The 21,525-nt window shown below is 70.6% G+C and carries 20 protein-coding genes; 9 read left to right on the top strand and 11 right to left on the bottom strand.

From position 1 onward, the window contains the following. The first annotated feature begins 11 nt into the window (after nt 1-11). Both ACIPXC_RS25115 and ACIPXC_RS25120 read left to right on the top strand, forming a co-directional pair. Entirely contained in the window at nt 12-830 is an 819-nt protein-coding gene (locus tag ACIPXC_RS25115) for an isoprenyl transferase (RefSeq protein ID WP_401622328.1), read from the top strand. Nucleotides 831-879: 49 nt separating this feature from the next. Then, nucleotides 880-1,416: a YcxB family protein gene (locus ACIPXC_RS25120; protein ID WP_401622331.1), complete on the top strand. Its 537-nt coding sequence runs from the start codon at nt 880-882 to the stop codon at nt 1,414-1,416. Between the two features lie 12 nt (nt 1,417-1,428). On the opposite strand, the gene ACIPXC_RS25125 is transcribed toward ACIPXC_RS25120, so the two are convergent. Genes ACIPXC_RS25125 through ACIPXC_RS25140 form a run of 4 tightly spaced genes read right to left on the bottom strand, consistent with a single transcriptional unit; the run spans nt 1,429 to nt 4,604 of the window. Continuing rightward, nucleotides 1,429-1,857: a Fur family transcriptional regulator gene (locus ACIPXC_RS25125; RefSeq protein WP_401622334.1), complete on the bottom strand. Its 429-nt coding sequence runs from the start codon at nt 1,855-1,857 to the stop codon at nt 1,429-1,431. Between the two features lie 52 nt (nt 1,858-1,909). Next, the gene (locus tag ACIPXC_RS25130) at nt 1,910-2,773 is read right to left on the bottom strand and encodes a metal ABC transporter permease (protein ID WP_401622337.1); all 864 of its coding nucleotides are present in this window, start codon (nt 2,771-2,773) and stop codon (nt 1,910-1,912) included. Continuing rightward, on the bottom strand, nt 2,773-3,591 hold the full coding sequence (locus ACIPXC_RS25135) for a metal ABC transporter ATP-binding protein (RefSeq protein ID WP_401622340.1): 819 nt from the start codon (nt 3,589-3,591) through the stop codon (nt 2,773-2,775). The genes ACIPXC_RS25130 and ACIPXC_RS25135 overlap by 1 nt, the downstream gene beginning before the upstream one ends. Further along, nucleotides 3,591-4,604 (bottom strand): metal ABC transporter substrate-binding protein, encoded by a 1,014-nt coding sequence (locus ACIPXC_RS25140; protein ID WP_401622343.1) that lies wholly within the window; start codon nt 4,602-4,604, stop codon nt 3,591-3,593. Before ACIPXC_RS25140 ends, ACIPXC_RS25135 begins: the two co-directional genes overlap by 1 nt. Nucleotides 4,605-4,759: 155 nt before the next feature. Here ACIPXC_RS25140 and ACIPXC_RS25145 point away from each other — a divergent pair, with 155 nt between their 5' ends. Then, a complete protein-coding gene (locus tag ACIPXC_RS25145; protein WP_401622346.1) occupies nt 4,760-6,142 on the top strand; it encodes a glycine--tRNA ligase in 1,383 nt (460 codons plus the stop codon). A gap of 78 nt (nt 6,143-6,220) precedes the next feature. Here ACIPXC_RS25145 and ACIPXC_RS25150 read toward each other — a convergent pair whose 3' ends face one another. The 3 genes from ACIPXC_RS25150 to ACIPXC_RS25160 form a co-directional block, all read right to left on the bottom strand. Next, nucleotides 6,221-6,493, bottom strand: coding sequence for a hypothetical protein (locus ACIPXC_RS25150; RefSeq protein WP_401622349.1), 273 nt, complete (start codon nt 6,491-6,493; stop codon nt 6,221-6,223). A 142-nt stretch (nt 6,494-6,635) separates the two neighbouring features. Further along, complete coding sequence (locus ACIPXC_RS25155; protein ID WP_401622352.1) at nt 6,636-7,229, bottom strand: TetR family transcriptional regulator; 594 nt, start codon at nt 7,227-7,229, stop codon at nt 6,636-6,638. Nucleotides 7,230-7,250: 21 nt separating this feature from the next. Continuing rightward, nucleotides 7,251-8,315 carry an aldo/keto reductase gene (locus ACIPXC_RS25160; RefSeq protein WP_401622355.1) on the bottom strand — a complete coding sequence of 355 codons (1,065 nt, stop codon included), beginning with the start codon at nt 8,313-8,315 and terminating at the stop codon, nt 7,251-7,253. A gap of 51 nt (nt 8,316-8,366) precedes the next feature. On the opposite strand from ACIPXC_RS25160, the gene ACIPXC_RS25165 reads away from it, so the two are divergent. Beyond that, the gene (locus ACIPXC_RS25165; protein ID WP_401622358.1) at nt 8,367-8,600 is read left to right on the top strand and encodes a hypothetical protein; all 234 of its coding nucleotides are present in this window, start codon (nt 8,367-8,369) and stop codon (nt 8,598-8,600) included. A gap of 274 nt (nt 8,601-8,874) precedes the next feature. Here ACIPXC_RS25165 and ACIPXC_RS25170 read toward each other — a convergent pair whose 3' ends face one another. Beyond that, on the bottom strand, nt 8,875-10,323 hold the full coding sequence (locus ACIPXC_RS25170; RefSeq protein ID WP_401622361.1) for an MFS transporter: 1,449 nt from the start codon (nt 10,321-10,323) through the stop codon (nt 8,875-8,877). A gap of 33 nt (nt 10,324-10,356) precedes the next feature. On the opposite strand from ACIPXC_RS25170, the gene dusB reads away from it, so the two are divergent. The 3 genes from dusB to ACIPXC_RS25185 all read left to right on the top strand — a co-directional run bounded on the left by dusB (nt 10,357) and on the right by ACIPXC_RS25185 (nt 15,989). Next, a complete protein-coding gene (gene dusB, locus ACIPXC_RS25175) occupies nt 10,357-11,517 on the top strand; it encodes a tRNA dihydrouridine synthase DusB (protein WP_386453812.1) in 1,161 nt (386 codons plus the stop codon). Between the two features lie 364 nt (nt 11,518-11,881). After that, the gene (gene ppdK, locus ACIPXC_RS25180) at nt 11,882-14,602 is read left to right on the top strand and encodes a pyruvate, phosphate dikinase (protein ID WP_401622364.1); all 2,721 of its coding nucleotides are present in this window, start codon (nt 11,882-11,884) and stop codon (nt 14,600-14,602) included. A gap of 388 nt (nt 14,603-14,990) precedes the next feature. After that, the gene (locus ACIPXC_RS25185; protein ID WP_381894146.1) at nt 14,991-15,989 is read left to right on the top strand and encodes a helix-turn-helix domain-containing protein; all 999 of its coding nucleotides are present in this window, start codon (nt 14,991-14,993) and stop codon (nt 15,987-15,989) included. 68 nt (nt 15,990-16,057) lie between these two features. On the opposite strand, the gene ACIPXC_RS25190 is transcribed toward ACIPXC_RS25185, so the two are convergent. Then, nucleotides 16,058-17,218: an alkaline phosphatase PhoX gene (locus ACIPXC_RS25190; protein ID WP_401622368.1), complete on the bottom strand. Its 1,161-nt coding sequence runs from the start codon at nt 17,216-17,218 to the stop codon at nt 16,058-16,060. 439 nt (nt 17,219-17,657) lie between these two features. Here ACIPXC_RS25190 and ACIPXC_RS25195 point away from each other — a divergent pair, with 439 nt between their 5' ends. Together ACIPXC_RS25195 and ACIPXC_RS25200 are read left to right on the top strand one after the other, a co-directional pair. Then, on the top strand, nt 17,658-18,113 hold the full coding sequence (locus tag ACIPXC_RS25195; RefSeq protein ID WP_401622371.1) for a group III truncated hemoglobin: 456 nt from the start codon (nt 17,658-17,660) through the stop codon (nt 18,111-18,113). 121 nt (nt 18,114-18,234) lie between these two features. Beyond that, complete coding sequence (locus ACIPXC_RS25200; protein WP_030957609.1) at nt 18,235-18,648, top strand: VOC family protein; 414 nt, start codon at nt 18,235-18,237, stop codon at nt 18,646-18,648. Between the two features lie 22 nt (nt 18,649-18,670). Here the strand turns inward: ACIPXC_RS25200 and nirD are convergent, their stop codons facing one another. Both nirD and nirB read right to left on the bottom strand, forming a co-directional pair. Next, on the bottom strand, nt 18,671-19,003 hold the full coding sequence (gene nirD / locus ACIPXC_RS25205; protein WP_401622375.1) for a nitrite reductase small subunit NirD: 333 nt from the start codon (nt 19,001-19,003) through the stop codon (nt 18,671-18,673). Beyond that, nucleotides 19,000-21,525 carry a nitrite reductase large subunit NirB gene (nirB, locus tag ACIPXC_RS25210; RefSeq protein WP_401622378.1) on the bottom strand — a complete coding sequence of 842 codons (2,526 nt, stop codon included), beginning with the start codon at nt 21,523-21,525 and terminating at the stop codon, nt 19,000-19,002. The genes nirD and nirB overlap by 4 nt, the downstream gene beginning before the upstream one ends.

Genomic DNA, 21,525 nt, shown 5'->3' on the forward strand with positions numbered 1-21,525 from the left:
GAGCTGGGCACATGGCACGACGCGGGATTCTGGGACGCTCTCGCCGGGAGTACAAGGTTCCCGAGCCGCACCCCTCCGGTGCGGTCCCGCCGAAGATCCCCGGCGAGCTGGTCCCGAACCACGTCGCCGTCGTCATGGACGGCAACGGCCGCTGGGCCAAGGAGCGCGGCCTGCCGCGCACCGAGGGGCACAAGGTCGGCGAGGGTGTCGTGCTCGACGTGCTCAAGGGCTGCCTGGAGATGGGCGTCAAGAACCTCTCCCTCTACGCCTTCTCGACGGAGAACTGGAAGCGCTCGCCCGACGAGGTCCGCTTCCTGATGAACTTCAACCGCGACGTCATCCGGCGCCGCCGCGACGAGATGAACGAGCTCGGTATCCGCATCCGCTGGGTGGGCCGGATGCCGAAGATGTGGAAATCGGTCGTCCAGGAGCTCCAGGTCGCCCAGGAGCAGACCGTCGACAACGACGCCATGACCCTGTACTTCTGCGTGAACTACGGCGGCCGCGCGGAGATCGCCGACGCGGCACAGGCCATCGCCCGGGACGTGGCGGCGGGCAAGCTCGACCCCTCGAAGGTCAACGAGAAGACCTTCGCCAAGTACATCTACTACCCGGACATGCCGGACGTGGACCTGTTCCTGCGCCCGAGCGGCGAGCAGCGCACCTCCAACTACCTGATCTGGCAGAGCGCGTACGCCGAGATGGTCTTCCAGGACGTGCTGTGGCCGGACTTCGACCGCCGCAACCTGTGGGCGGCGTGCCTGGAGTACGCCCAGCGCGACCGCCGCTTCGGCGGCGCGGTCCCGAACCAGGTGGATCCCACCGCCTGACGGAGGCACGTGACCGGCGGGCTCCGCCCCGCCGGTAGGGTTCACTGTCATGAACACGGGTGGGGATCAGGCACAGCGGACCGAGCAGGCGGCCTTCGTCTACGGGCTGACGCTCGCAGACCTTCAGGGCGTCGTCCGGGTGCGTGCCCGGCGGACGGGAGCGGGGCGTGCGGAGACGCTCCTGTTTCCCCTGGCGACCACTGCTCCCGTGGTGGTGTTCGCGCTGTTCCGCGGGCTGCTGCCGGTCGCTGTCGTGACCGGCGCGGTGCTGGGGCTCGGTGCCGGAGTGCTCGGAGTCGTACGGAGCCGGCGCGGCCTGGCGCGCCGGCTTCACGCGGTGTGGGCTGTGTACGGGCAGTGCCGAACGGTGGTCGACGACCGGGGCGCCGCGACGACGGGCGAGACCATGTCGTACACGGCCGACTGGAAGCTCTTCACGCACTACGCCGAGACGCCCGACCTCTTCGTCCTGGTCGGGGGCCCGCGTGCGGGCTGCCTCGCGGCGGTGCCGAAGCGGGGCGCCGAGGAGCCCGCCGACGTCGACCGCCTGCGCGCGATCCTGGACCGGAACCTGCGCCGTCTCTAGAGCGCCGCTGCTCTAGAGCGCGGCGGCGCAGTCGGCGCAGGTGCCGAAGATCTCCACCGTGTGGGCGACGTTCACGTAGCCGTGTTCGGCGGCGATGGAATCCGCCCACTTCTCCACGGCCGGGCCCTCGACCTCGACGGCCTTGCCGCACTTGCGGCACACCAGGTGGTGGTGGTGATCGCCGGTGGAGCAGCGGCGGTAGACGGACTCGCCGTCGCTGGTGCGCAGGACGTCGACCTCGCCCGCGTCCGCCAGGGACTGCAGGGTGCGGTAGACGGTGGTCAGGCCCACGGAGTCACCGCGGTGCTTGAGCATGTCGTGGAGTTCCTGGGCACTGCGGAACTCGTCCACCTCGTCCAGCGCGGCCGCCACCGCGGCCCGCTGGCGGGTGGATCGTCCTCGTACTGGCGCGGTATTCATCTCGCCAGGCGCAGTCGCCACCGGTTCCTCCTCGTATAGGGCCTGCCGCTATTGTGCCAGCCCTTCAAGCCTCCTAGACCTTCACGTCGTCGCGCGTGCAGACCTCTTCGGCCGTCATCGCGGCCCTGGCCCGGCGGCGGGCCAGGGGAGCGGAGAGGGCGGTCAGCACCATGAAGACGCCGATCGCGAGCAGCACGATCGTCGCGCCCGAGGGCACGTTGACGTAGTAGGTGGCGGCCGTGCCGGTCAGGGAGACGGTCACGCTGATCGCCATCGCCAGACCCAGCGTGGTGGCGAAGCTGCGGGTGAGCCGCTGGGCGGCGGCGACCGGGATCACCAGCATCGCGCTGACCAGCAGCAGGCCGACGATGCGCATGGCCACGGTGACGGTGACCGCGGCGGTGACCGCGATCAGCAGGTTCAGTGCGCGCACGGGCAGGCCGGTGACCCGGGCGAACTCCTCGTCCTGGCAGATGGCGAAGAGCTGCCGGCGCAGGCCGATCGCGACGGCGAGGACGAAGGCGGCGAGGATCGCCATCGCGGTCACGTCCTCGGCGGCGACCGTGGTGATCGAGCCGAACATGGATCCCAGGAGGCTGGCGGTCTGTCCGCCGCCGAGGTTGATGATCATGACGCCGCCGGCGAGGCCGCCGTAGAACAGCATGGCGAGGGCGACGTCCCCGCTGGTCCTGCCGCGGGCGCGGATCAGTTCCATGCCGACGGCGCCGACCACGGCGACCAGGGTGGCCATCCAGACGGGGCTGGACTGCAGCACGAAGCCGAGGGCGACACCGGTCATGGCGACATGGCCGAGGCCGTCGCCCATGAGCGCCTGGCGGCGCTGGACGAGGTACGTGCCGATGGCGGGGGCCGTGACGCCGACCAGGGCGGCCGCGATCAGCGCGCGCTGCATGAAGGCGTAGTCGAGGATGTCCATCAGCTCAGCAGTCCCGTCCGCAGGGGCTCGGCGTCGTGCGCCGCGTGGGGGTGTACGTGGTCGTGGCCGGGCAGGGCGTGCTGGCCCACGGCCTCCGGGGGCGGGCCGTCGTGGACGACGCAGCCGTCGCGCAGGACGACGGCGCGGTCGATCAGGGGCTCCAGCGGGCCCAGCTCGTGCAGGACGAGCAGGACGGCCGAGCCGGCGTCGACCTGCGCGCGCAGGGCGTTGGCCAGGACTTCCTGGTTGGCGAGGTCCACGCCCGCCATGGGCTCGTCCATGATCAGCAGTTCGGGTTCGACGGCGAGCGCCCGGGCTATGAGGACGCGCTGGTGCTGGCCGCCGGAGAGGGCGTCCACCGAGACGTCGGCGTGCGCGTCCATGCCGACCAGTGCCAGGGCGTGCTCGATGGCGGCCTTGTCGGCCTTGCGCAGGAGACCGAAGCGGGAGCGGGCGAGGCGGCCGGAGGAGACGACCTCGCGGACGGTGGCCGGGACGCCGCCGGCGGCGGTGGTGCGCTGCGGGACGTAGCCGATGCGCGACCAGTCGCGGAAGCGCTTGAAGTCGGTGCCGAAGAGGCTGAGGGAGCCGTCGGTCAGCGGGACCTGCCCGACCACGGCGCGGACGGCCGTGGACTTGCCGGAGCCGTTGGCCCCGAGCAGGGCGACGACCTCGCCGCGGTGGACGGTGAGGTCGATTCCGCGCAGCACGGGGCGCGAGCCGAGCGAGGCCTTGGCCCCGCGCAGGGATATGACGGGCCGGTCGTCGGCCGGCCGGGGCGGGGACTGCATGGCTCGCGCCTCCGTTGCTGCTGTCATCACTTGGCTCCGAGTGCCTTCTGGAGGTTCTTCAGGTTGGACCGCATGATCTCGAAGTAGTCGGTGCCCTGGGACTTTTCGGTGATGCCCTCGATGGGGTCGAGGACGTCGGTCTTCAGGCCGGTGTCCGTCGCGAGGGTCTTCGCCGTCTTGTCGCTCGCCAGTGTCTCGAAGAACACGGTGGTGACATTGTCCTTCTTCGCGACGGCCTGAAGATCCTTCATCCGGGCCGGGCTGGGCTCGGACTCGGGGTCGACGCCTGCGATGCCCTCCTGGTCGAGGCCGTAGCGCTCGGCGAGGTAACCGAAGGCGGAGTGGGTGGTGATGAAGGTCCGGGAGGCCGTGTTCTTCAGGCCGTCCTTGAACTCGGTGTCCAACGCGGCCAGCTTGCCGACCAGTTCGTCGGTGTTCTTCCGGTAGTCCGCCGCGTGGCCGGGGTCGGCCTTCTCCAGGGCCGCGCCGACGCCCCTGGCGATCTCCGCGTACTTGACCGGGTCGAGCCAGACGTGGGGGTCGGTGCCGCTCCCGCCGTGGTCGTGGCCCTCGTGCTCGCCGGTGTGCTCCTCCGCGTGCTCCCCGGCGTGCTCGTCGCCCTCCTGGTGCGCGTGGCCCTCCTCGCCGTGGCCCGGCTCGGCGCCGTGGGCCTCCAGCGAGGTGAGGGTGGCGGCGTCGACGATGTTCTTCACGCCGGACTGGGCGACGGCCTTGTCGACGGCGGGCTGCAGGTTCTTGAGGTAGAGGACCACGTCGGCCTCGCCGAGCTGCCCGGTCTGCTGGGGAGTGATCTCCAGGTCGTGCGGTTCGACGCCCGGCTTGGTCAGACCGTCGACCTTCACGTGCTCCTTGCCGATCTGCTCGGCGAGGAACTGCAGCGGGTAGAACGACGCCGTCACGCCGAGCTTGCCGTCCTCGCCGCCGGTGGCGCCCGCTGTGGAGCAGGCGGTCAGGGCCGTGGCGCCGAGGGCGACGGCACCGGCGAGGGCGGCGGTGGGTATGAGGCGTCGTACGTTCATGACATCCATTTTCATCAAAAATGGAAACGGTTGTCAAAAAACCAGGTGGGGGAGCCGGGTGGGCAGGCGGGACAGGGGAACCGATTTGAAAGGGAGGGTGCGGGCGCCGGTAACCTAAGGGCTTCGCCGTTCGTCCTCGTAATGAAGAGAGCACCGTGGCCGCCGACAAGATCGACACCATCGTCAGCCTGAGCAAGCGCCGTGGCTTCGTTTTCCCGTGCAGTGAGATCTACGGCGGCTCCCGGGCTGCCTGGGATTACGGTCCGCTGGGTGTCGAGCTCAAGGAGAACATCAAGCGCCAGTGGTGGAAGGCCATGGTCACCGGGCGTGAGGACGTCGTCGGTCTCGACTCGTCCGTGATCCTGGCCCCCGAGGTCTGGGTGGCCTCCGGCCACGTCGCCACGTTCTCGGACCCGCTGACCGAGTGCACCTCCTGCCACAAGCGCCACCGCGCCGACCACCTGGAAGAGGCGTACGAGGCCAAGCACGGCCGCCTCCCCGCCAACGGTCTGGCCGACGTCAACTGCCCCAACTGCGGTGTGAAGGGCCAGTTCACCGAGCCGAAGCAGTTCTCCGGCATGCTGGAGACCCACCTCGGCCCGACCCAGGACACCGGCTCCAAGGCGTACCTGCGCCCCGAGACCGCCCAGGGCATCTTCACGCAGTTCGCCCAGGTCCAGGTGACCTCGCGCAAGAAGCCGCCCTTCGGCATCGCGCAGATGGGCAAGTCCTTCCGCAACGAGATCACGCCGGGCAACTTCATCTTCCGCACCCGCGAGTTCGAGCAGATGGAGATGGAGTTCTTCGTCAAGCCCGGCGAGGACGAGCAGTGGCAGGAGTACTGGATGCAGGAGCGGTGGAACTGGTACCGCGACCTCGGCATCCGCGAGGAGAACATCCGCTGGTACGAGCACCCGAAGGAGAAGCTGTCCCACTACTCGAAGCGCACCGCCGACATCGAGTACCGCTTCAACTTCGGCGGCAGTGAGTTCTCCGAGCTCGAGGGCGTCGCCAACCGCACCGACTACGACCTCAAGGCGCACTCCGAGGCCTCCGGCCAGGACCTCTCCTACTTCGACCAGGAGGCCGGCGAGCGCTACACCCCGTTCGTCATCGAGCCGGCGGCCGGTGTGAACCGCGCCATGCTCGCCTTCATGCTCGACGCGTACAACGAGGACGAGGCCCCCAACGCCAAGGGCGTCATGGAGAAGCGCACCGTGATGCGCCTCGACCCGCGCCTGGCCCCGATCAAGGTCGCCGTCCTGCCGCTGTCCCGCAACGCGCAGCTGTCGCCGAAGGCCAAGGGCCTCGCCGCCGACCTGCGCAAGAACTGGAACATCGAGTTCGACGACGCGGGCGCCATCGGCCGCCGCTACCGCCGCCAGGACGAGATCGGCACGCCGTTCTGTGTCACCGTCGACTTCGACACCCTGGACGACAACGCGGTGACCGTGCGCGAGCGCGACACCATGAAGCAGGAGCGCGTCTCCCTGGACCAGATCCAGGGCTACCTCGGCAGCCGCCTGCTCGGCTGCTGACGACCGTCGCACGAACGACCGGTGGCCCGGTGCGCAGACCGCGCACCGGGCCACCGGTCGTTCTCCCGGCTGCTGCGGTCAGACCGCCGAGGCCTCCGCGGCGGCCGCCTCGGTGGCCCGCCGCTCGCCCCCGGCCGGCGAGCGCGTGCCGTACCGCGCGGTCCACACGCCCAGGCAGCCGAGGACCGTGTAGATCATGACCGGGCTGACCACGACCATCGTGTCGGTGTCCACGACGAAGGCCAGGGCGATCCGCACCGCAGCCTCGGCGGGGTACACCACGCCCCGGACCGTGGTCATCGCGATCATCGTCCGGCGGAAGCCCTCGTACTGCCGCAGGCGCCGTTCCACCGGGCCGTGCTCTCGGGCGTGCCGTCGGTGGCGAACCTCCGCCCGAAGCAGAACATCAGGGGCCGGTGCGCGAACAGGCGTGGCTGCCCAAAATGATCACAAAGCCGTGCGGGACGGCCCGTTCGGGATGATCGGGCGCCTGTCAGGCGCGCAGGCCCCGGATCACCAGAGCCGTGACCGCCTCGAACTCCGTGACGATGGTGGGGGAGAACCACTCCGCCGCGTACTGCGGGTCGTGGAAGCGGCCGGTGGCGTCGAAGACCGCGCGGGCCGCCGCCGGCACGTCGCGGGCCGCGAGTGAACCGTCGGCGACTCCCTGGGCGATGATCCGCGCCAGCTGGTCGATCAGCTCGGTCAGATGCTGCTCCACCGTCCCGCTGTTCTCGGCGAGGAGCACCGTGTACGTGGCGAACAGCTCGGGATCGTCGCCGGCCTTGTGGCGCTTGGCCTCGAACAGCGCCTCCAGCCAGGCCTCCAGTTTGCCGGGCGCGCTCTCGGCGGGGGCCGAGGTGATCTGCTCCAGCATCACGACGCTCTTGGAGAGCCAGCGGTCCGTGACCGCCTCGCGCAGCGCGGCCTTCGAGGGGAAGTGACGGTAGACGCTGCCGTGGCTGACGCCCAGGGCGCGCGCCACGTCCACGACGGTCGCCTTGGTGGGGCCGAAGCGGCGCAGCACCTCCTCGGTGGTCTCGAGGATGCGCTCGGGGGTGAGGGGCTCGGCGGCAGCGGGTGGCATGGGTACGACCGTACCGCCAGCTCAGTGCTCGCTGTCGAGGTGGGCCATCTGCGCCGCGGGATACCGGTCGCCCGCCGCCGCGCCGGCGGGCACGGCCGCCTCGATGGCGGCCAGGTCCGCCGGGCCGAGGTCGATCCGCAGGGCGCCCAGTGCCTCGGTGAGGCGGTCCCGGCGCCGGGCACCCACCAGCGGCACGATGTCCTCCCCGCGTGCGAGGACCCAGGCTATGGCGGTCTGGGCGACGCTCACGCCCTTGTCGTCGGCGACCTTGCGCAGGGCGTCGACCAGTTCCAGGTTGCGGTGGAGGTTCTCGCCCTGGAAGCGGGGGCTCATCCCGCGGAAGTCGCCCGGGGCCAGCGCCCGGTCACGGGTGAAGTGGCCGCTGATCAGGCCGCGGGACAGCACCCCGTACGCCGTGACGCCGATGCCGAGCTCGCGCGCGGTCGGCAGGATCTCGTCCTCGATCCCGCGGGAGATCAGCGAGTACTCAATCTGGAGGTCGCAGATCGGGGCCACGGCGGCGGCCCGGCGCAGGGTGTCGGCGCCGACCTCGGAGAGGCCGATGTGGCGCACATGGCCGGCTTCGACCGCCTCGGCGATGGCCCCGACGGTCTCCTCGATCGGCACGTCCGGGTCCACCCGGGCGATCCGGTAGATGTCGATGTGGTCCCGGCCGAGCCGCTGGAGCGAGTAGGCCAGGAAGTTCCTGACGGCCTCGGGGCGGCCGTCGTAGCCGGTGAAACCACCCTCGACCGTGCGCAGCGCGCCGAACTTGACGCTGGTCAGCGCCCGGTCCCGGGCCGCCGTGGGTGCCGTGCGCAGGGCTTCGTGGATCAGCAGCTCGTTGTGGCCCATGCCGTAGAAGTCGCCGGTGTCGAGCAGCGCGTCCGTGCCCTCGGGGACGGCGTCCAGATACGCGTGGATGGTCGCGATGGACTCGGAGCGGTCCGCCTCCCCGTAGAGGGCGGACATCCCCATGCAGCCCAGCCCGATCGGGAACACGGCGGGGCCGGTGCTGCCGAGGCGCCGGCCGGCGGTCGTGGTGGCGGTGGTGGTGGTCGCGTCGAAGCGCTCGTTCGTGGTCATGGAACGAGAATGGCATGACGAGTGACAGATTTCAATATCTGTCACTCGTCAGTGTCATGCGAGGACCCGCAGCGCCGGCGCCGCCGCCGCGACCCCGCCGACCGCCGTCGGCACAACGTGGCCATCACCCCCGCCGGGGAAGCCGCCCTCGCGAAGACGAACGCCGCCCTCGACGAGGTGGAGGACGGCATGTCCGCGGGCCTGTCGGCCCAGGAACGCGACCACCTGCGCACCCTCCTCGACCGGGTCAACGCCTCGGCCGAGGACTTCGCCTGCGACGAGTGACCGGGGCCGGGCGCCGCGTGGCGGGCGGGACCGTGCGGACACGCCCCCGGCCGCGCCCCGGCCGAGCGGGGCCGGACACACCCGGGGGCGTCTCCGGCTAGCGCGTGTTTTGAAAGTCCCGCCTGGCCCACGACGCCTGGCACCGCACCTCGCTGCGTTGTCGGGTTCGCCCAAGTACGTCCAGTACAAGGGCGCCCCTCCGCCTTGCGATGCACGGCACCAGACGCCGTGAGCCACGCCCTTCGGGCGCCCGGCGCTACTTTCAAAACACGCCCTAGCCGCGCGGGGAGCCCACTGTCGCCGTGGGACCTGCCGACTCCTCCAGCCTGCGCGCGGTGCGCTCCGCCGTCCCGCGGGCCCAGGTGCCGCTCGTCGCCGCGCCCACGACCAGGACGAGCAGCCCGCACAGCGTGATGATCCACCAGGCCGGCTGGGCCGCCCCGGAGAAGTCGGCGCCGCCGGCCAGCCCCGCCGCCAGCACCGAGCCGATGACCGCGACGCCCAGCGTGCCGCCCGTCTGCCGGCTGGTGGAGGCGATGGCCGCCGCGACACCCGCCTGGGAGCGCGGCATCCCCGATACCGCCGTGTTGGTGATCGGCGCGTTCACCATGCCGAAGCCGAGCCCGAACAGCACGTACCCCGTGAAGAGCAGCGGGTTGGAGGTCTCCGCCTCGAACAGGGCGAACAGCAGCCCGCTCGTCGCCATCGCCACCCCCGCGATCAGCAGGCAGATCCGCGGCCCCCGGCTGCCCACCAGCCGCCCCGCCAGCGGCGCGAACAGCACGGTCAGGCCGGCCATCGGCAGCATGTACAGCCCGGCGTGCAGGGCGCTGAGCCCCCGTACGTCCTGCAGGTAGAGCGTGTTCAGGAAGAGGAAGCCGGCCAGTCCGGCGAACGCGCTGATCGCGATCACCGTCGAGCCGCTGAACGGCGCACTCCGGAAGAACCGGAGGTCGATCAGCGGCTCCGCGCGCCGGGGCTCGTGGATCAGCAGTCCGACGAAGGAGGCGACGGCCACCACCGCGCACCCCATGATCAGCGGCGACCGCCAGCCGGCGGCGGGCGCCTCGATGATCCCGTACGTCAGGCTGCCCAGCAGCGCGACGACCAGCACCTGACCCAGCGGGTCCGGGCGGCGCGGGCGGGCCGCCCGGGACTCGGGGACGTGGCGCAGGGTCAGCGCGAGCGCCGCCAGGCCGATCGGCACGTTGATCAGGAAGATCGAGCGCCAGCCCACCGTGTCCACGAGCACCCCGCCGATCAGCGGGCCCGCCGCCATGGAGATGCCGCCGACCGCGCCCCACACGCCGATGGCCCGGGCCCGTTCGGCCGGGTCCGTGAAGGTGTTGGTGATGATCGACATCGCGACCGGGTTGAGCATCGCGCCGCCGACCGCCTGCACCATCCTGAAGACGATGAGCCAGCCGAGGCTCGGCGCGAGAGAGCAGAGCAGGGAGCCCAGGCCGAAGGTCAGCAGACCGGCGACGAACACCTTGCGGCGGCCGATGCGGTCGGCCGTGGATCCCGCGAGCATCAGCAGCGAGGCCAGGACGAGGGTGTACGCGTCGATGGTCCACTGCAGGCCCGCGATCGAGGCGTCCAGCTCGCGGCGCATCGACGGGAGCGCCACGTTGAGCACGGTGTTGTCGAGGCTGACGATGAGCAGGCTCATGCAGCAGATCGCCAGGACGATCGTGCGCTGCCGGTGACTCGGCTCGATCATGCGCCGATGCTACGTCCGCGCGACCCCCTCGGCATGCGGGACAATGGGCGGATGACCACGCTCCCTCCGCCGCTCGCGATCGGCCCGCACACCGTGCAGCCTCCGGTGGTGCTCGCGCCCATGGCCGGCATCACCAATGCCCCGTTCCGTACCCTCTGCCGGGAGTTCTCGGGCGGCAAAGGGCTGTTCGTGAGCGAGATGATCACGACCCGCGCCCTGGTCGAGCGCAATGAGAAGACCATGCAGCTGATCCACTTCGACGAGACCGAGAAGCCCCGGTCGATTCAGCTGTACGGGGTCGACCCGGTGACGGTCGGCAAGGCGGTCCGCATGATCGTCGAGGAGGACCGCGCCGACCACATCGACCTCAACTTCGGCTGCCCCGTGCCCAAGGTCACCCGGAAGGGTGGCGGCTCGGCGCTGCCCTACAAGCGCAACCTGCTGCGCGCGATCCTGCGCGAGGCCGTCGCCGGGGCCGGTGACCTGCCGGTGACCATGAAGATGCGCAAGGGCATCGACGACGACCACCTCACCTACCTCGACGCCGGTCGCATCGCCGTCGAGGAGGGGGTCACCGCGATCGCCCTGCACGGGCGGACCACGGCGCAGCACTACGGCGGTACCGCCGACTGGGAGGCCATCGCGCGGCTCAAGGAGCACGTGCCGGAGATACCGGTCCTGGGCAACGGCGACATCTGGTGCGCCGAGGACGCGCTGCGGATGGTCCGCGAGACCGGCTGCGACGGCGTGGTCGTGGGCCGCGGCTGCCTGGGGCGGCCGTGGCTGTTCAACGACCTGGTGGCGGCCTTCGAGGGGCGGCCCGAGGACTTCCACCGGCCCGCGCTGCGCGAGGTCGCGCAGACGATGCACCGGCACGCGCAGCTGCTCGGTGAGTGGATCGGCGACGAGACGCGCGGCGTGATCGACTTCCGTAAGCACGTCGCCTGGTACCTGAAGGGCTTCTCGGTCGGGTCCGAGATGCGCAAGAAGCTCGCGGTCACCTCTTCCCTGGCAGAGTTGAACGCTCATCTGAGCGAGCTCGATCTGGATCAAGAGTGGCCGGAGAGTGCGGACGGCCCGCGCGGACGGACGTCCGGAAACAACCGAGTTGTCCTGCCGGACGGCTGGCTGAAGGACCCGTACGACTGCGCCGGCGTGAGCGAGGACGCGGAACTGGACACCTCCGGAGGCTGACAAATCGCCCTCCGTGGTGCGTGATATACGCCACGCATGGGAGAGGTTTCGCTCAGATGAGCGCACACGTCACGGGTAAGACTTTCAAAGGGTGGCACTGGGTGCCACCCTTTGTGTGTTCAACACTTGAACGCAAATGTATCGATGATCGCTCGTCCGAGCGTGAACAGGCCTCGGTGGCCCCTCACTCCTTCGGGATCTGAATGCTCTTCGTACTTTCTGGTTACCCCTGAGTTACTTTCGATCTGCTGGCGCACGGGTGGTTACGTCCGCATGACGGCCAAGTGGACGTACCCAGAAGCCTTCGATCTGGGTATGTTCCTGGCCGTCAGGGCAGCCACCGAGCCTCGAGGAGTCGAGACCCGTGTCGGAAAACAAAGATCAGAAGTTCGTCTACGACTTCACCGAGGGCAACCGCGACCTCAAGGACCTTCTCGGCGGCAAGGGAGCCAACCTCGCCGAGATGACCAACCTGGGTCTGCCGGTCCCTCCCGGCTTCACCATCACCACCGAGGCCTGCAAGGTCTACCTCGAGAGCGGCTCGGCCCCGGCCGCGCTGCGCGACGAGGTCAGCGCCCACCTTGCCGCCCTCGAGTCGAAGATGGGCAAGAAGCTCGGACAGTCGGACGACCCGCTGCTGGTCTCCGTGCGTTCCGGCGCCAAGTTCTCGATGCCCGGCATGATGGACACCGTCCTGAACATCGGCCTCTCTGACGAGTCGGTCACCGGCCTCGCCTCCCAGGCCGGTGACGAGCGCTTCGCGTGGGACTCCTACCGCCGCCTGATCCAGATGTTCGGCAAGACCGTCCTCGGCGTCGAGGGCGAACTCTTCGAGGACGCCCTCGACGAGGCCAAGGCCGCCAAGAAGGTCACCGTCGACACCGACCTCGACGCCGCCGACCTGAAGAAGCTCGTCAAGGTCTTCAAGAAGATCGTGGCCAAGGAGGCCGGCCGCGAGTTCCCGCAGGACGCCCGTGAGCAGATGGACCTCGCAGTCGAGGCCGTCTTCAACTCGTGGAACACCGACCGCGCCAAGCTGTACCGCCGTCAGGAGCGCATCCCGAGCGACCTGGGCACCGCGGTCAACGTCTGCTCCATGGTCTTCGGCAACCTGGGCCCCGACTCCGGCACCGGCGTCGCCTTCACCCGTGACCCCGCCAGCGGTCACGCGGGCGTCTACGGCGACTACCTCCAGAACGCCCAGGGCGAGGACGTCGTCGCCGGCATCCGCAACACCGTGCCGCTCGCGGACCTGGAGGCCATCGACAAGGCCTCGTACGACCAGCTCATGACGATCATGACGACGCTGGAGACCCACTACAAGGACCTCTGCGACATCGAGTTCACGATCGAGCGCGGCCAGCTGTGGATGCTCCAGACCCGTGTCGGCAAGCGCACCGCGGGCGCGGCCTTCCGCATCGCCACCCAGCTCGTGGACCAGGGTCTGATCGACGAGGCCGAGGCCCTCCAGCGGGTCAGCGGCCACCAGCTGGCCCAGCTGATGTTCCCGCGCTTCGACGAGGGTGCCGGCGGCAAGAAGGGGACCACCCTGCTCGGCCGCGGCATCGCGGCCTCCCCCGGCGCGGCGGTCGGCAAGGCCGTCTTCGACTCCTACACGGCCGTCAAGTGGTCCCGCTCCGGCGAGAAGGTCATCCTGATCCGCCGCGAGACCAACCCCGACGACCTCGACGGCATGATCGCCTCCGAGGGCATCCTGACCTCGCGCGGCGGCAAGACCTCCCACGCGGCCGTCGTCGCCCGCGGCATGGGCAAGACCTGCGTCTGCGGCGCCGAGGAGCTCGACGTCGACACCAAGCGCCGCCGCATGACGGTCGGCGAGACGGTCATCGAAGAGGGCGACGTCGTCTCCATCGACGGCTCCACCGGCAAGGTGTACCTCGGCGAGGTACCCGTCGTACCCTCCCCGGTCGTCGAGTACTTCGAGGGCCGCATGCACGCCGGCGCCGACGACGCCGACGAGCTCGTCGCCGCCGTGCACCGGATCATGGCCTACGCGGACCGCGTCCGCCGCCTGCGGGTACGCGCCAACGCCGACAACGCCGAGGACGCGCTGCGCGCCCGTCGCTTCGGCGCCCAGGGCATCGGCCTGTGCCGCACCGAGCACATGTTCCTCGGTGAGCGCCGCGAGATGGTCGAGCGCCTGATCCTCGCCGACACCGACGGCGAGCGCGACGAGGCACTCAGTGCCCTGCTGCCGCTGCAGAAGAAGGACTTCATCGAGCTGTTCGAGGCGATGGACGGCCTGCCCGTCACCGTCCGCCTGCTCGACCCGCCGCTGCACGAGTTCCTGCCCGACATCACCGAGCTGTCGGTGCGCGTCGCCCTCGCCGAGTCCCGCAAGGACGCCAACGAGAACGACCTGCGCCTGCTCCAGGCCGTCCACAAGCTGCACGAGCAGAACCCGATGCTGGGTCTGCGCGGTGTCCGCCTGGGCCTGGTCATCCCCGGTCTGTTCGCCATGCAGGTCCGGGCGATCGCCGAGGCCGCGGCCGAACGCAAGAACGCCAAGGGCGACCCGCGCGTCGAGATCATGATCCCGCTGGTGGGCACCGTCCAGGAGCTGGAGATCGTCCGCGAGGAGGCCGACGCGGTCATCGCCGAGGTCGAGGCCGCCACCGGCACCACCCTCAAGCTCTCCATCGGCACCATGATCGAGCTGCCGCGCGCCGCCCTGACGGCCGCCCAGATCGCCGAGGCCGCGCAGTTCTTCTCCTTCGGTACGAACGACCTGACCCAGACGGTGTGGGGCTTCTCCCGCGACGATGTCGAGGCCAGCTTCTTCACCGCGTACCTGGAGAAGGGCATCTTCGGGGTCTCGCCCTTCGAGACCATCGACAAGGACGGCGTCGGCTCCCTCGTGCGCCACGCGGTCAAGCAGGGCCGGGCCACCCGCCCCGACCTCAAGCTCGGCGTCTGCGGCGAGCACGGCGGCGACCCCGAGTCCGTCCACTTCTTCCACGAGGTCGGCCTCGACTACGTCTCCTGCTCGCCCTTCCGGATTCCGGTGGCGCGCCTGGAGGCCGGCCGTGCGGCCGCCGAGGCGAAGGGCAGCGACAGCCGCTGACCCACCGGCCCCTCACAAGGGCCCCACAGACCGCGCCTGTCCCCGGGTTCCCTGACTGCCCGGGGGCGGGCGCGCCTCAATTTTGTTGTTCAACAACTCTTTACGCCAGCAGGCGGTGGACGGATCCCCACCCGTCCACCGCCGCTGTCATTCTGCCGGGCACGTCGGCGCTTCCCGGTGCGACCGACCGCCAGGCCCCGCAAAGCCCCCCACGGCCTTCGCGGAGCGTTTCGGTCGCACCGGAGTGTGCCCGGCGGAGTACAGGATTTCGGTTGTCACGCCCCTGCCGAAAGGGGTTTCAACTGTGGCCGAAAGGGCGTGGTGACCACGTGTGACTGCGTGCATACTCATGGGGCGGGGGGATTGCGGTTGCACAGGTGGGGGTTCGGTGCTGCGTATCCATTTCACTGGAGTGGACCTGGCACGCGTACGGATGGCAGGGCGTCCCGATGCGTTGTGGGAAACGATTCTCAGCTTTCACCGCTTAAGAGACCGGCGCGATGCCCGGTTGTTCGGTGAATGGCGTACGGAAACCCGGAGCAGGTTGAATAGTGAAACACGCACGCTCGGTATGCTCATACCGAGTCGCGGTTATTTCCCCGATTTCCTGACCCCTGTGGAGGGGCAGTACGGGTGGGACGTGGGCCTCGACGCGCTGCGCGGGATCCGTCCCGAGCGCATGCGCCGGGAGCTCCAGCTGCTGGGTGCCGGAGCGCCCACGACACCGCGGCTGCGGGACTTCATGGAGGGCGGCACCAAGCAGCTCCCGCGGCTGATGGGCGAGCTGCGCGCCTACCACCGGGCCGCAGTGGAGCCGTACTGGACCCACATACAGGCCCAGATAGAAGCCGAACGGGCGGCACGCGGCCGCGCGTTGCTCGACGGCGGAGCCGACGAGCTGCTGGCCTCGCTGCCGCCCATGCTGCGCTGGCGGGCCCCGGTACTGGAGTGCGACTACCCGGTGGACCGGGACGTACGGCTGCGAGGGCGCGGGCTGCTGCTCCAGCCCTCCTTCTTCTGCCGGCGCACCGCGGTGACCCTGCACGACCCGGAGCTGCCGCCGGTGCTGGTGTACCCGGCCGCCGCCCAGCTGGCCTCCGCGCCGGGGAGCGGCGAGGCGGCCCGGCCCGCCGAGGAGCAGCGCCAGCGCACCCTGGGCAAGCTGGTCGGTCACACCCGCTCGGTCGTGCTGCGGGCCATCGGGGACGGCGCGACCACCAGCGAGCTGGCCCGCCGGGCCGGGGTCTCGCTGGCCTCCGCCAGCCAGCACGCCTGCGTGATGCGCGAGGCGGGCCTGGTCACCACCCTGCGCCGCGGCAACGCGGTCCTGCACACCGTGACCCCGCTGGGAGCGGCTCTGCTCAAGGGTGGGGCCGTGGCCTCCTGAGACGCCGACGGCCCCCGGCCCGCCGAAGGGCCGGGGGCCGAGGGGCCGGGGGCCGCCGGGACCGTACGTCAGGTCCGGAACGGGCCCGTCACCTCGTAGGTGATGCCGCCGGAGGAGCTGCCGCTCGTACCGCGCTGGCTGGAGAAGTAGAGCCGGTTTCCGGCGGGCGAGAAGGCCGGTCCGGTGATCTCGGAGGAGGACTGCCCGGTGATCCGCAGGAAGGGCGCCACCACGTCGTCCGGGGTGATCACGCAGATCTCCATGTTGCCGCCGTCCTCAGCGACGTACAGGTCGCCGTAGGAGGAGCCGGTGACGTTGTCGACGCCCGTCAGCGGCGCCGCGCCGCCGGGTACGAGCGAGTCGTCGTAGGCCAGCTCGTAGGTGTTGTTCGTGAGGTTGAGCTGCCAGACCCGGTTGTCGCCCTTGGTGGTGAACCAGACGGTGTCGTTGGCGTAGTGGCAGCCCTCGCCGCCGTTGAACTTCTTGGAGCCGGAGACCTGGCTGCGGGTCGCCTTCGGGGAGCCGTCCGGGTCGGGGACGGTCTGCCAGGTGAAGGAGCCGGAGGTGGCCGTACCGGCCTTGAGGACCTGGAGAGTGCCGGAGGAGAGGTTGCCCCAGGTGGTGGGGATGAAGCGGTAGAAGCAGCCGCTCGACTCGTCCTCCGTCAGGTAGATCACCTGGCGGACCGGGTCGGCGGCGGCGGCCTCGTGCTTGAAGCGGCCCATCGCCGGGCGCTGGACCGCCGCGTTCACGCCGTAGGGGTCGGTCTCGTAGACGAAGCCGCGGGTGACCTCCTCGCAGGACAGCCAGGTGTTCCACGGGGTCTTGCCGCCCGCGCAGTTCTGCCGGGTGTTCGACAGGATCCGGTAGGCGCCGGTGACGGTGCCGGAGGAGTTGAACTTCACCGCGCTCGCGCCACCCGAGGGGTTGATCTCCGAGTTCGACACGTAGATCCAGCCCGAGCCGTCGGCGTAACAGGCACCGCCGTCGGGGGCGCTGTGCCAGGTGTACGAGGTGCCGCCGACGGTCTGGCCCGAGCGGGCGATCACCCGGCTGGTGAAGCCGCTCGGGAGCATGATCCCGTTGGCGTCGGCGGCGCCGAGCGCCCCGTAGGGACCGGCACCGGGCTGGGCGGGCGCCGCGTAGGCCGCCCCGTGCATCAACGTGCCGCCGAAGGCGGCGGCCGACGAACCGATCACTGCGCCGCGCAGGAAGGTACGACGTTCCACGGTCACTCCTGTGGGAGGAAGGCCCCGCGGCCGGTCGGACGCGGGGTCGCACGCGTCGAGGAACCTAGGAGACGCCAGTTGACGTGGCGCCAAATCCTCATTACGCCCGGACGACCGCTCGGCGTTCAATCCTTCGGCGGCGCTTTCCGCGTCGCCCCGGCTTTTCCCCTGGGCCCTTCCGACCCGCGCGGCATCGGCCCCGGCGGGAATCCCGCGCCCGGACCGGCGTACGGCCGACGGCGTTCGCACAGCGCCGCGTCCGCGAAGACACCGGCGGCCCGGCGCCCGCCGTGCGGCCGGGCCGGTGCGCCGGACCCGCCAGTTCCGGCCTGTCTCGGCGTCCGGGGTTTAGCGGGCGGCCGCACCCGGTGGCGTGAAATGACCCATGACGGGACCTTGTGCCCTGGGCAGGCGCCGGGGGGAGGAGGACGGTGGAGGCATGAACCGTGCCGCCGCCGACATCTCGGGCCGGGCCGACCTCGACGTCGTGCTGCGCCGCTTCTACACGGCCGCCTTCGCCGACCCGCGGATCGGGCCGTATTTCACCCGCATCGCGGGCACGGACCTGGAGGTCCACCTGCCCCGGATCGCCGACTTCTGGGAGCGCTCCCTCTTCCGCACCGCCCCCTACCGGCGCAACGCCTTCGCCCCGCACACCGCGCTGCACTCGGTGCGGGCGCTGACCGCCGCCGACTTCGGCCGCTGGGTGCAGCTGTGGCACGCGACGATCGACGGGCTGCACAGCGGGCCGAACGCCGAGCGGGCCAAGGCCCAGGGCGAGCGGATCGCGCTGACCCTCCACCGGCGCCTCGCCGGCCCGGACGCCGATCTGCGGGGCGAAGGCACGACGGGCTTTGTCCCCCTCGCGGCGCTGGAGCTGCGCTCGGCCGCCTGACCTGCGGTTTCTCCGGCGTGAAGAAAAATCCAAAAAACTTCGCGAGCGGCGATGAGTTTTCCGCGGCCCCTCGGTCTACCTCTCGAAAGCACCGACCGAGCAGCAGGAAAGAGAGACCTCGATGTCCGCGACCATGATCTTCGTCAACCTGCCCGTCAAGGACCTGGACGCCAGCAAGGCCTTCTGGGGCAAGCTGGGCTACTCCTTCAACGCCCAGTTCACCGACGAGAACTGCGCCTCGATGGTCATCAGCGACACCATCGTCGCGATGCTCCTGACCGAAGCCCGCTACAAGGACTTCACCCACAAGGAGATCGCGGACGCCACCAGGACGTCCGAGGTCCTCCTCTGCCTGAGCGCCGAGAGCCGCGCCGCCGTCGACGAACTGGTGGACGGAGCCCTGGCGGCCGGGGCCACCGAACCGCGCCCCGCCCAGGACCACGGCGTCATGTACGGCCGTGCCTTCGACGACCTCGACGGCCACACCTGGGAGATCATGTGGATGGACCCGGCCGTCGTCCAGAAGCAGGACTGACCGGCCGGCCCACCCCGGGCCGTCAGGAGGTCGCGGCGGTCCGCACCGGGTAGGTACGGACCGCCACCTCCTCGTCGTCCAGGCAGCGCCCCGTCTCCAGGTCGAAGCGCTGCTTGAGCAGCGGGGAGGCCACGAAGGGCCGGCCCGCGGCCGTCCCCACCAGGCCGCGCGAGAGCACGTGCGCGCCGGTGAAGGGGTCCTGGTTGCCGATGGCGTACGCACGGCCCGCGCGGTCGACGAACACCGCGGCCTGGCTCCCGTCGGGCAGCAGCGCGGCGACCCCGCGCCCGGGGACGAGCGCCGACAGCTCGCACACCGTCAGCCAGCCCTGCGCCACCTGCAGTTCCACGGTCATCGGACGGAGCCTCCTATGGTCAGGACGGCCAGGTCGGGCTTGACCTGGTCGCGCTCGGGGACGAACTTCACGGTCGGGTCGGGAGCGCCCGGCGCGTTCACGAAGGACACGAACCGGCGCAGCCGCTCCGGGTCCTGGAGCGTCTCGGCCCACTCGTCCCGGTAGTGCGCCACGTGGTCGGCCATCAGGGACTCCAGCTCCGCGCACAGCCCCAGCGAGTCGTGCACGACCACGTCCCGCAGGTGGTCCAGGCCGCCCTCCAGCCGCTCCAGCCAGGTGGAGGTCCGCTCCAGCCGGTCGGCGGTGCGGATGTAGAACATCAGGAACCGGTCGATCAGCCGGATCAGCTCCGCGTCCGACAGGTCCTGGGCGAGGAGGTCGGCGTGGCGGGGAGTGGCGCCGCCGTTGCCGCCGACGTAGAGGTTCCAGCCGCTCGCCGTCGCGATGACCCCGAAGTCCTTGCTCTGCGCCTCGGCGCACTCGCGCGCGCAGCCGGACACCGCCGACTTCAGCTTGTGCGGGGCGCGCAGCCCCCGGTAGCGCAGCTCCAGGTCGATGGCCATCCGCACGCTGTCCTGGACGCCGTAGCGGCACCAGGTCTGCCCGACACAGGACTTCACGGTCCGCAGGGCCTTGCCGTAGGCGTGGCCGGACTCGAACCCGGCGTCCACGAGCCGGGCCCAGATCCGCGGGAGCTGGTCCACGCTCGCGCCGAACAGGTCGATCCGCTGCCCGCCGGTGATCTTCGTGTAGAGGCCGAAGTCGCGGGCCACCTCGCCGATCACGATCAGCTTGTCGGGGGTGATCTCACCGCCCGGGATCCGCGGCACGACCGAATACGAGCCGTTGCGCTGCATGTTCGCGAGGAAGTGGTCATTGGTGTCCTGGAGGGCGGCCTGCTCCCCGTCCAGGACGTAGCCGCTCGCGCCGAGCGTCGCCGCGAGCGAGGCGATGATCGAGCCGACGGCCGGCTTGCAGACCTCGCAGCCGTCGCCGCCGCGGGCCTCGGGACGGCCGTGGCCGTCGAGGATCCGCTCGTACGAGGTGAGCCGGCGGGTGCGGACGATCTCGTAGAGCTCGGCCCGCGTGTACGGGAAGCAGCCGCACAGCCCCTTGTCGCCGGCGGCCGGGAGCAGCTGCCCGATCACCTTGATGCAGCTGCCGCAGCCGGTGCCCGCCTTGGTGCACTTCTTGACCTCGGGGAGCGTGGAGCAGGCGGTGATGGCCTTCTTCGTGACGTTGTGGCAGGAGCAGATCACCGCGGTGTCGGGGAGGGCGGACGGGCCCAGCGCGACGGGTGCGCCGACGCCCGCGGGCAGGACCAGCTGCTCGGGGGCGACGGGCGGGACGCTGCCGGTGAGCGGGCGCAGCAGGCCGTACGCGTCGGCGTCGCCGACCAGGACCCCGCCGAGGAGGACGCCGTCGGGGGAGACCACCAGCTTCTTGTAGATCCCGGAGCGGGAGTCGGACCAGACGACGTCGAGGCTGTCGGGGGTGTTGCCGTGCGCGTCGCCGAAGGAGGCCACGTCCACGCCGAGCAGCTTCAGCTTGGTGGAGAGGTCGGCCCCGGTGAACTCCTTCTCCCGGCCCAGCAGGTCGTCGGCGGCGGTCTCGGCCATCTCGTAGCCGGGGGCGACCAGGCCGTAGACGCGGCCGTCGACGGCGAGGGCGCACTCGCCGATGGCGTAGACGTGGGGGTCGGAGGTGCGGCAGCGGGCGTCGACCGCGATGCCGCCGCGCTCGCCGACGTCCAGCCCGGCGTCGCGGGCGAGCTGGTCGCGGGGGCGGACGCCGGCGGAGAAGACCACGAGGTCGGTGGCGACGGTGGAGCCGTCGGAGAGCCGCATTCCGCTGACCCGTCCGTCCTCGCCGGTCACCACCTCCTGGGTGCCGACACCGGTGTGGACGGTGAGGCCCATGGACTCGATGGTGCGCAGCAGGGCGGCGCCGCCGCCCTCGTCGACCTGGACGGGCATCAGGCGCGGGGCGAACTCGACGATGCGGGAGGCGAGACCGAGCCCCTGGAGGGCGCCGGCGGCCTCCAGACCGAGGAGCCCGCCGCCGACGACCGCGCCGGTCGTCTTGTCCTTCGCGTACTCCTCGATGGCGAGGAGGTCCTCGACGGTGCGGTAGACGAAGCAGCCGGGGGCGTCCTTGCCGGGGACGGGCGGCACGAAGGGGTAGCTGCCGGTGGCCAGGACCAGGACGTCGTACCGGAACACCCTCCCGGAGCGGGAGGTGACGGTGCGGGCCGCCCGGTCGATGTGCTCGGCCGGGTCGTCGAGGTGGAGGGAGATGCCGTGCTCCTCCATGAACCCGGCGGGCGTCATGGAGAGGTCCTCGGGGGTGCTGCCGGAGAAGTACGAGGTCAGGTGCACGCGGTCGTAGGCGGGCCGGGGCTCTTCGCAGAGCACGGTGATCCGGTGCGTGGCGGTCACCCCGCGCTCGGCGAGCGCCTCGAGGTAGCGCTGGCCGACCATGCCGTGCCCGATGAGCACGATCGTGGGCGAGGGCTCGGTCAT

Origin of the sequence: Streptomyces sp. NPDC090021 (assembly GCF_044748225.1) — a bacterium.
In the GTDB taxonomy this organism is placed as follows: domain Bacteria; phylum Actinomycetota; class Actinomycetes; order Streptomycetales; family Streptomycetaceae; genus Streptomyces.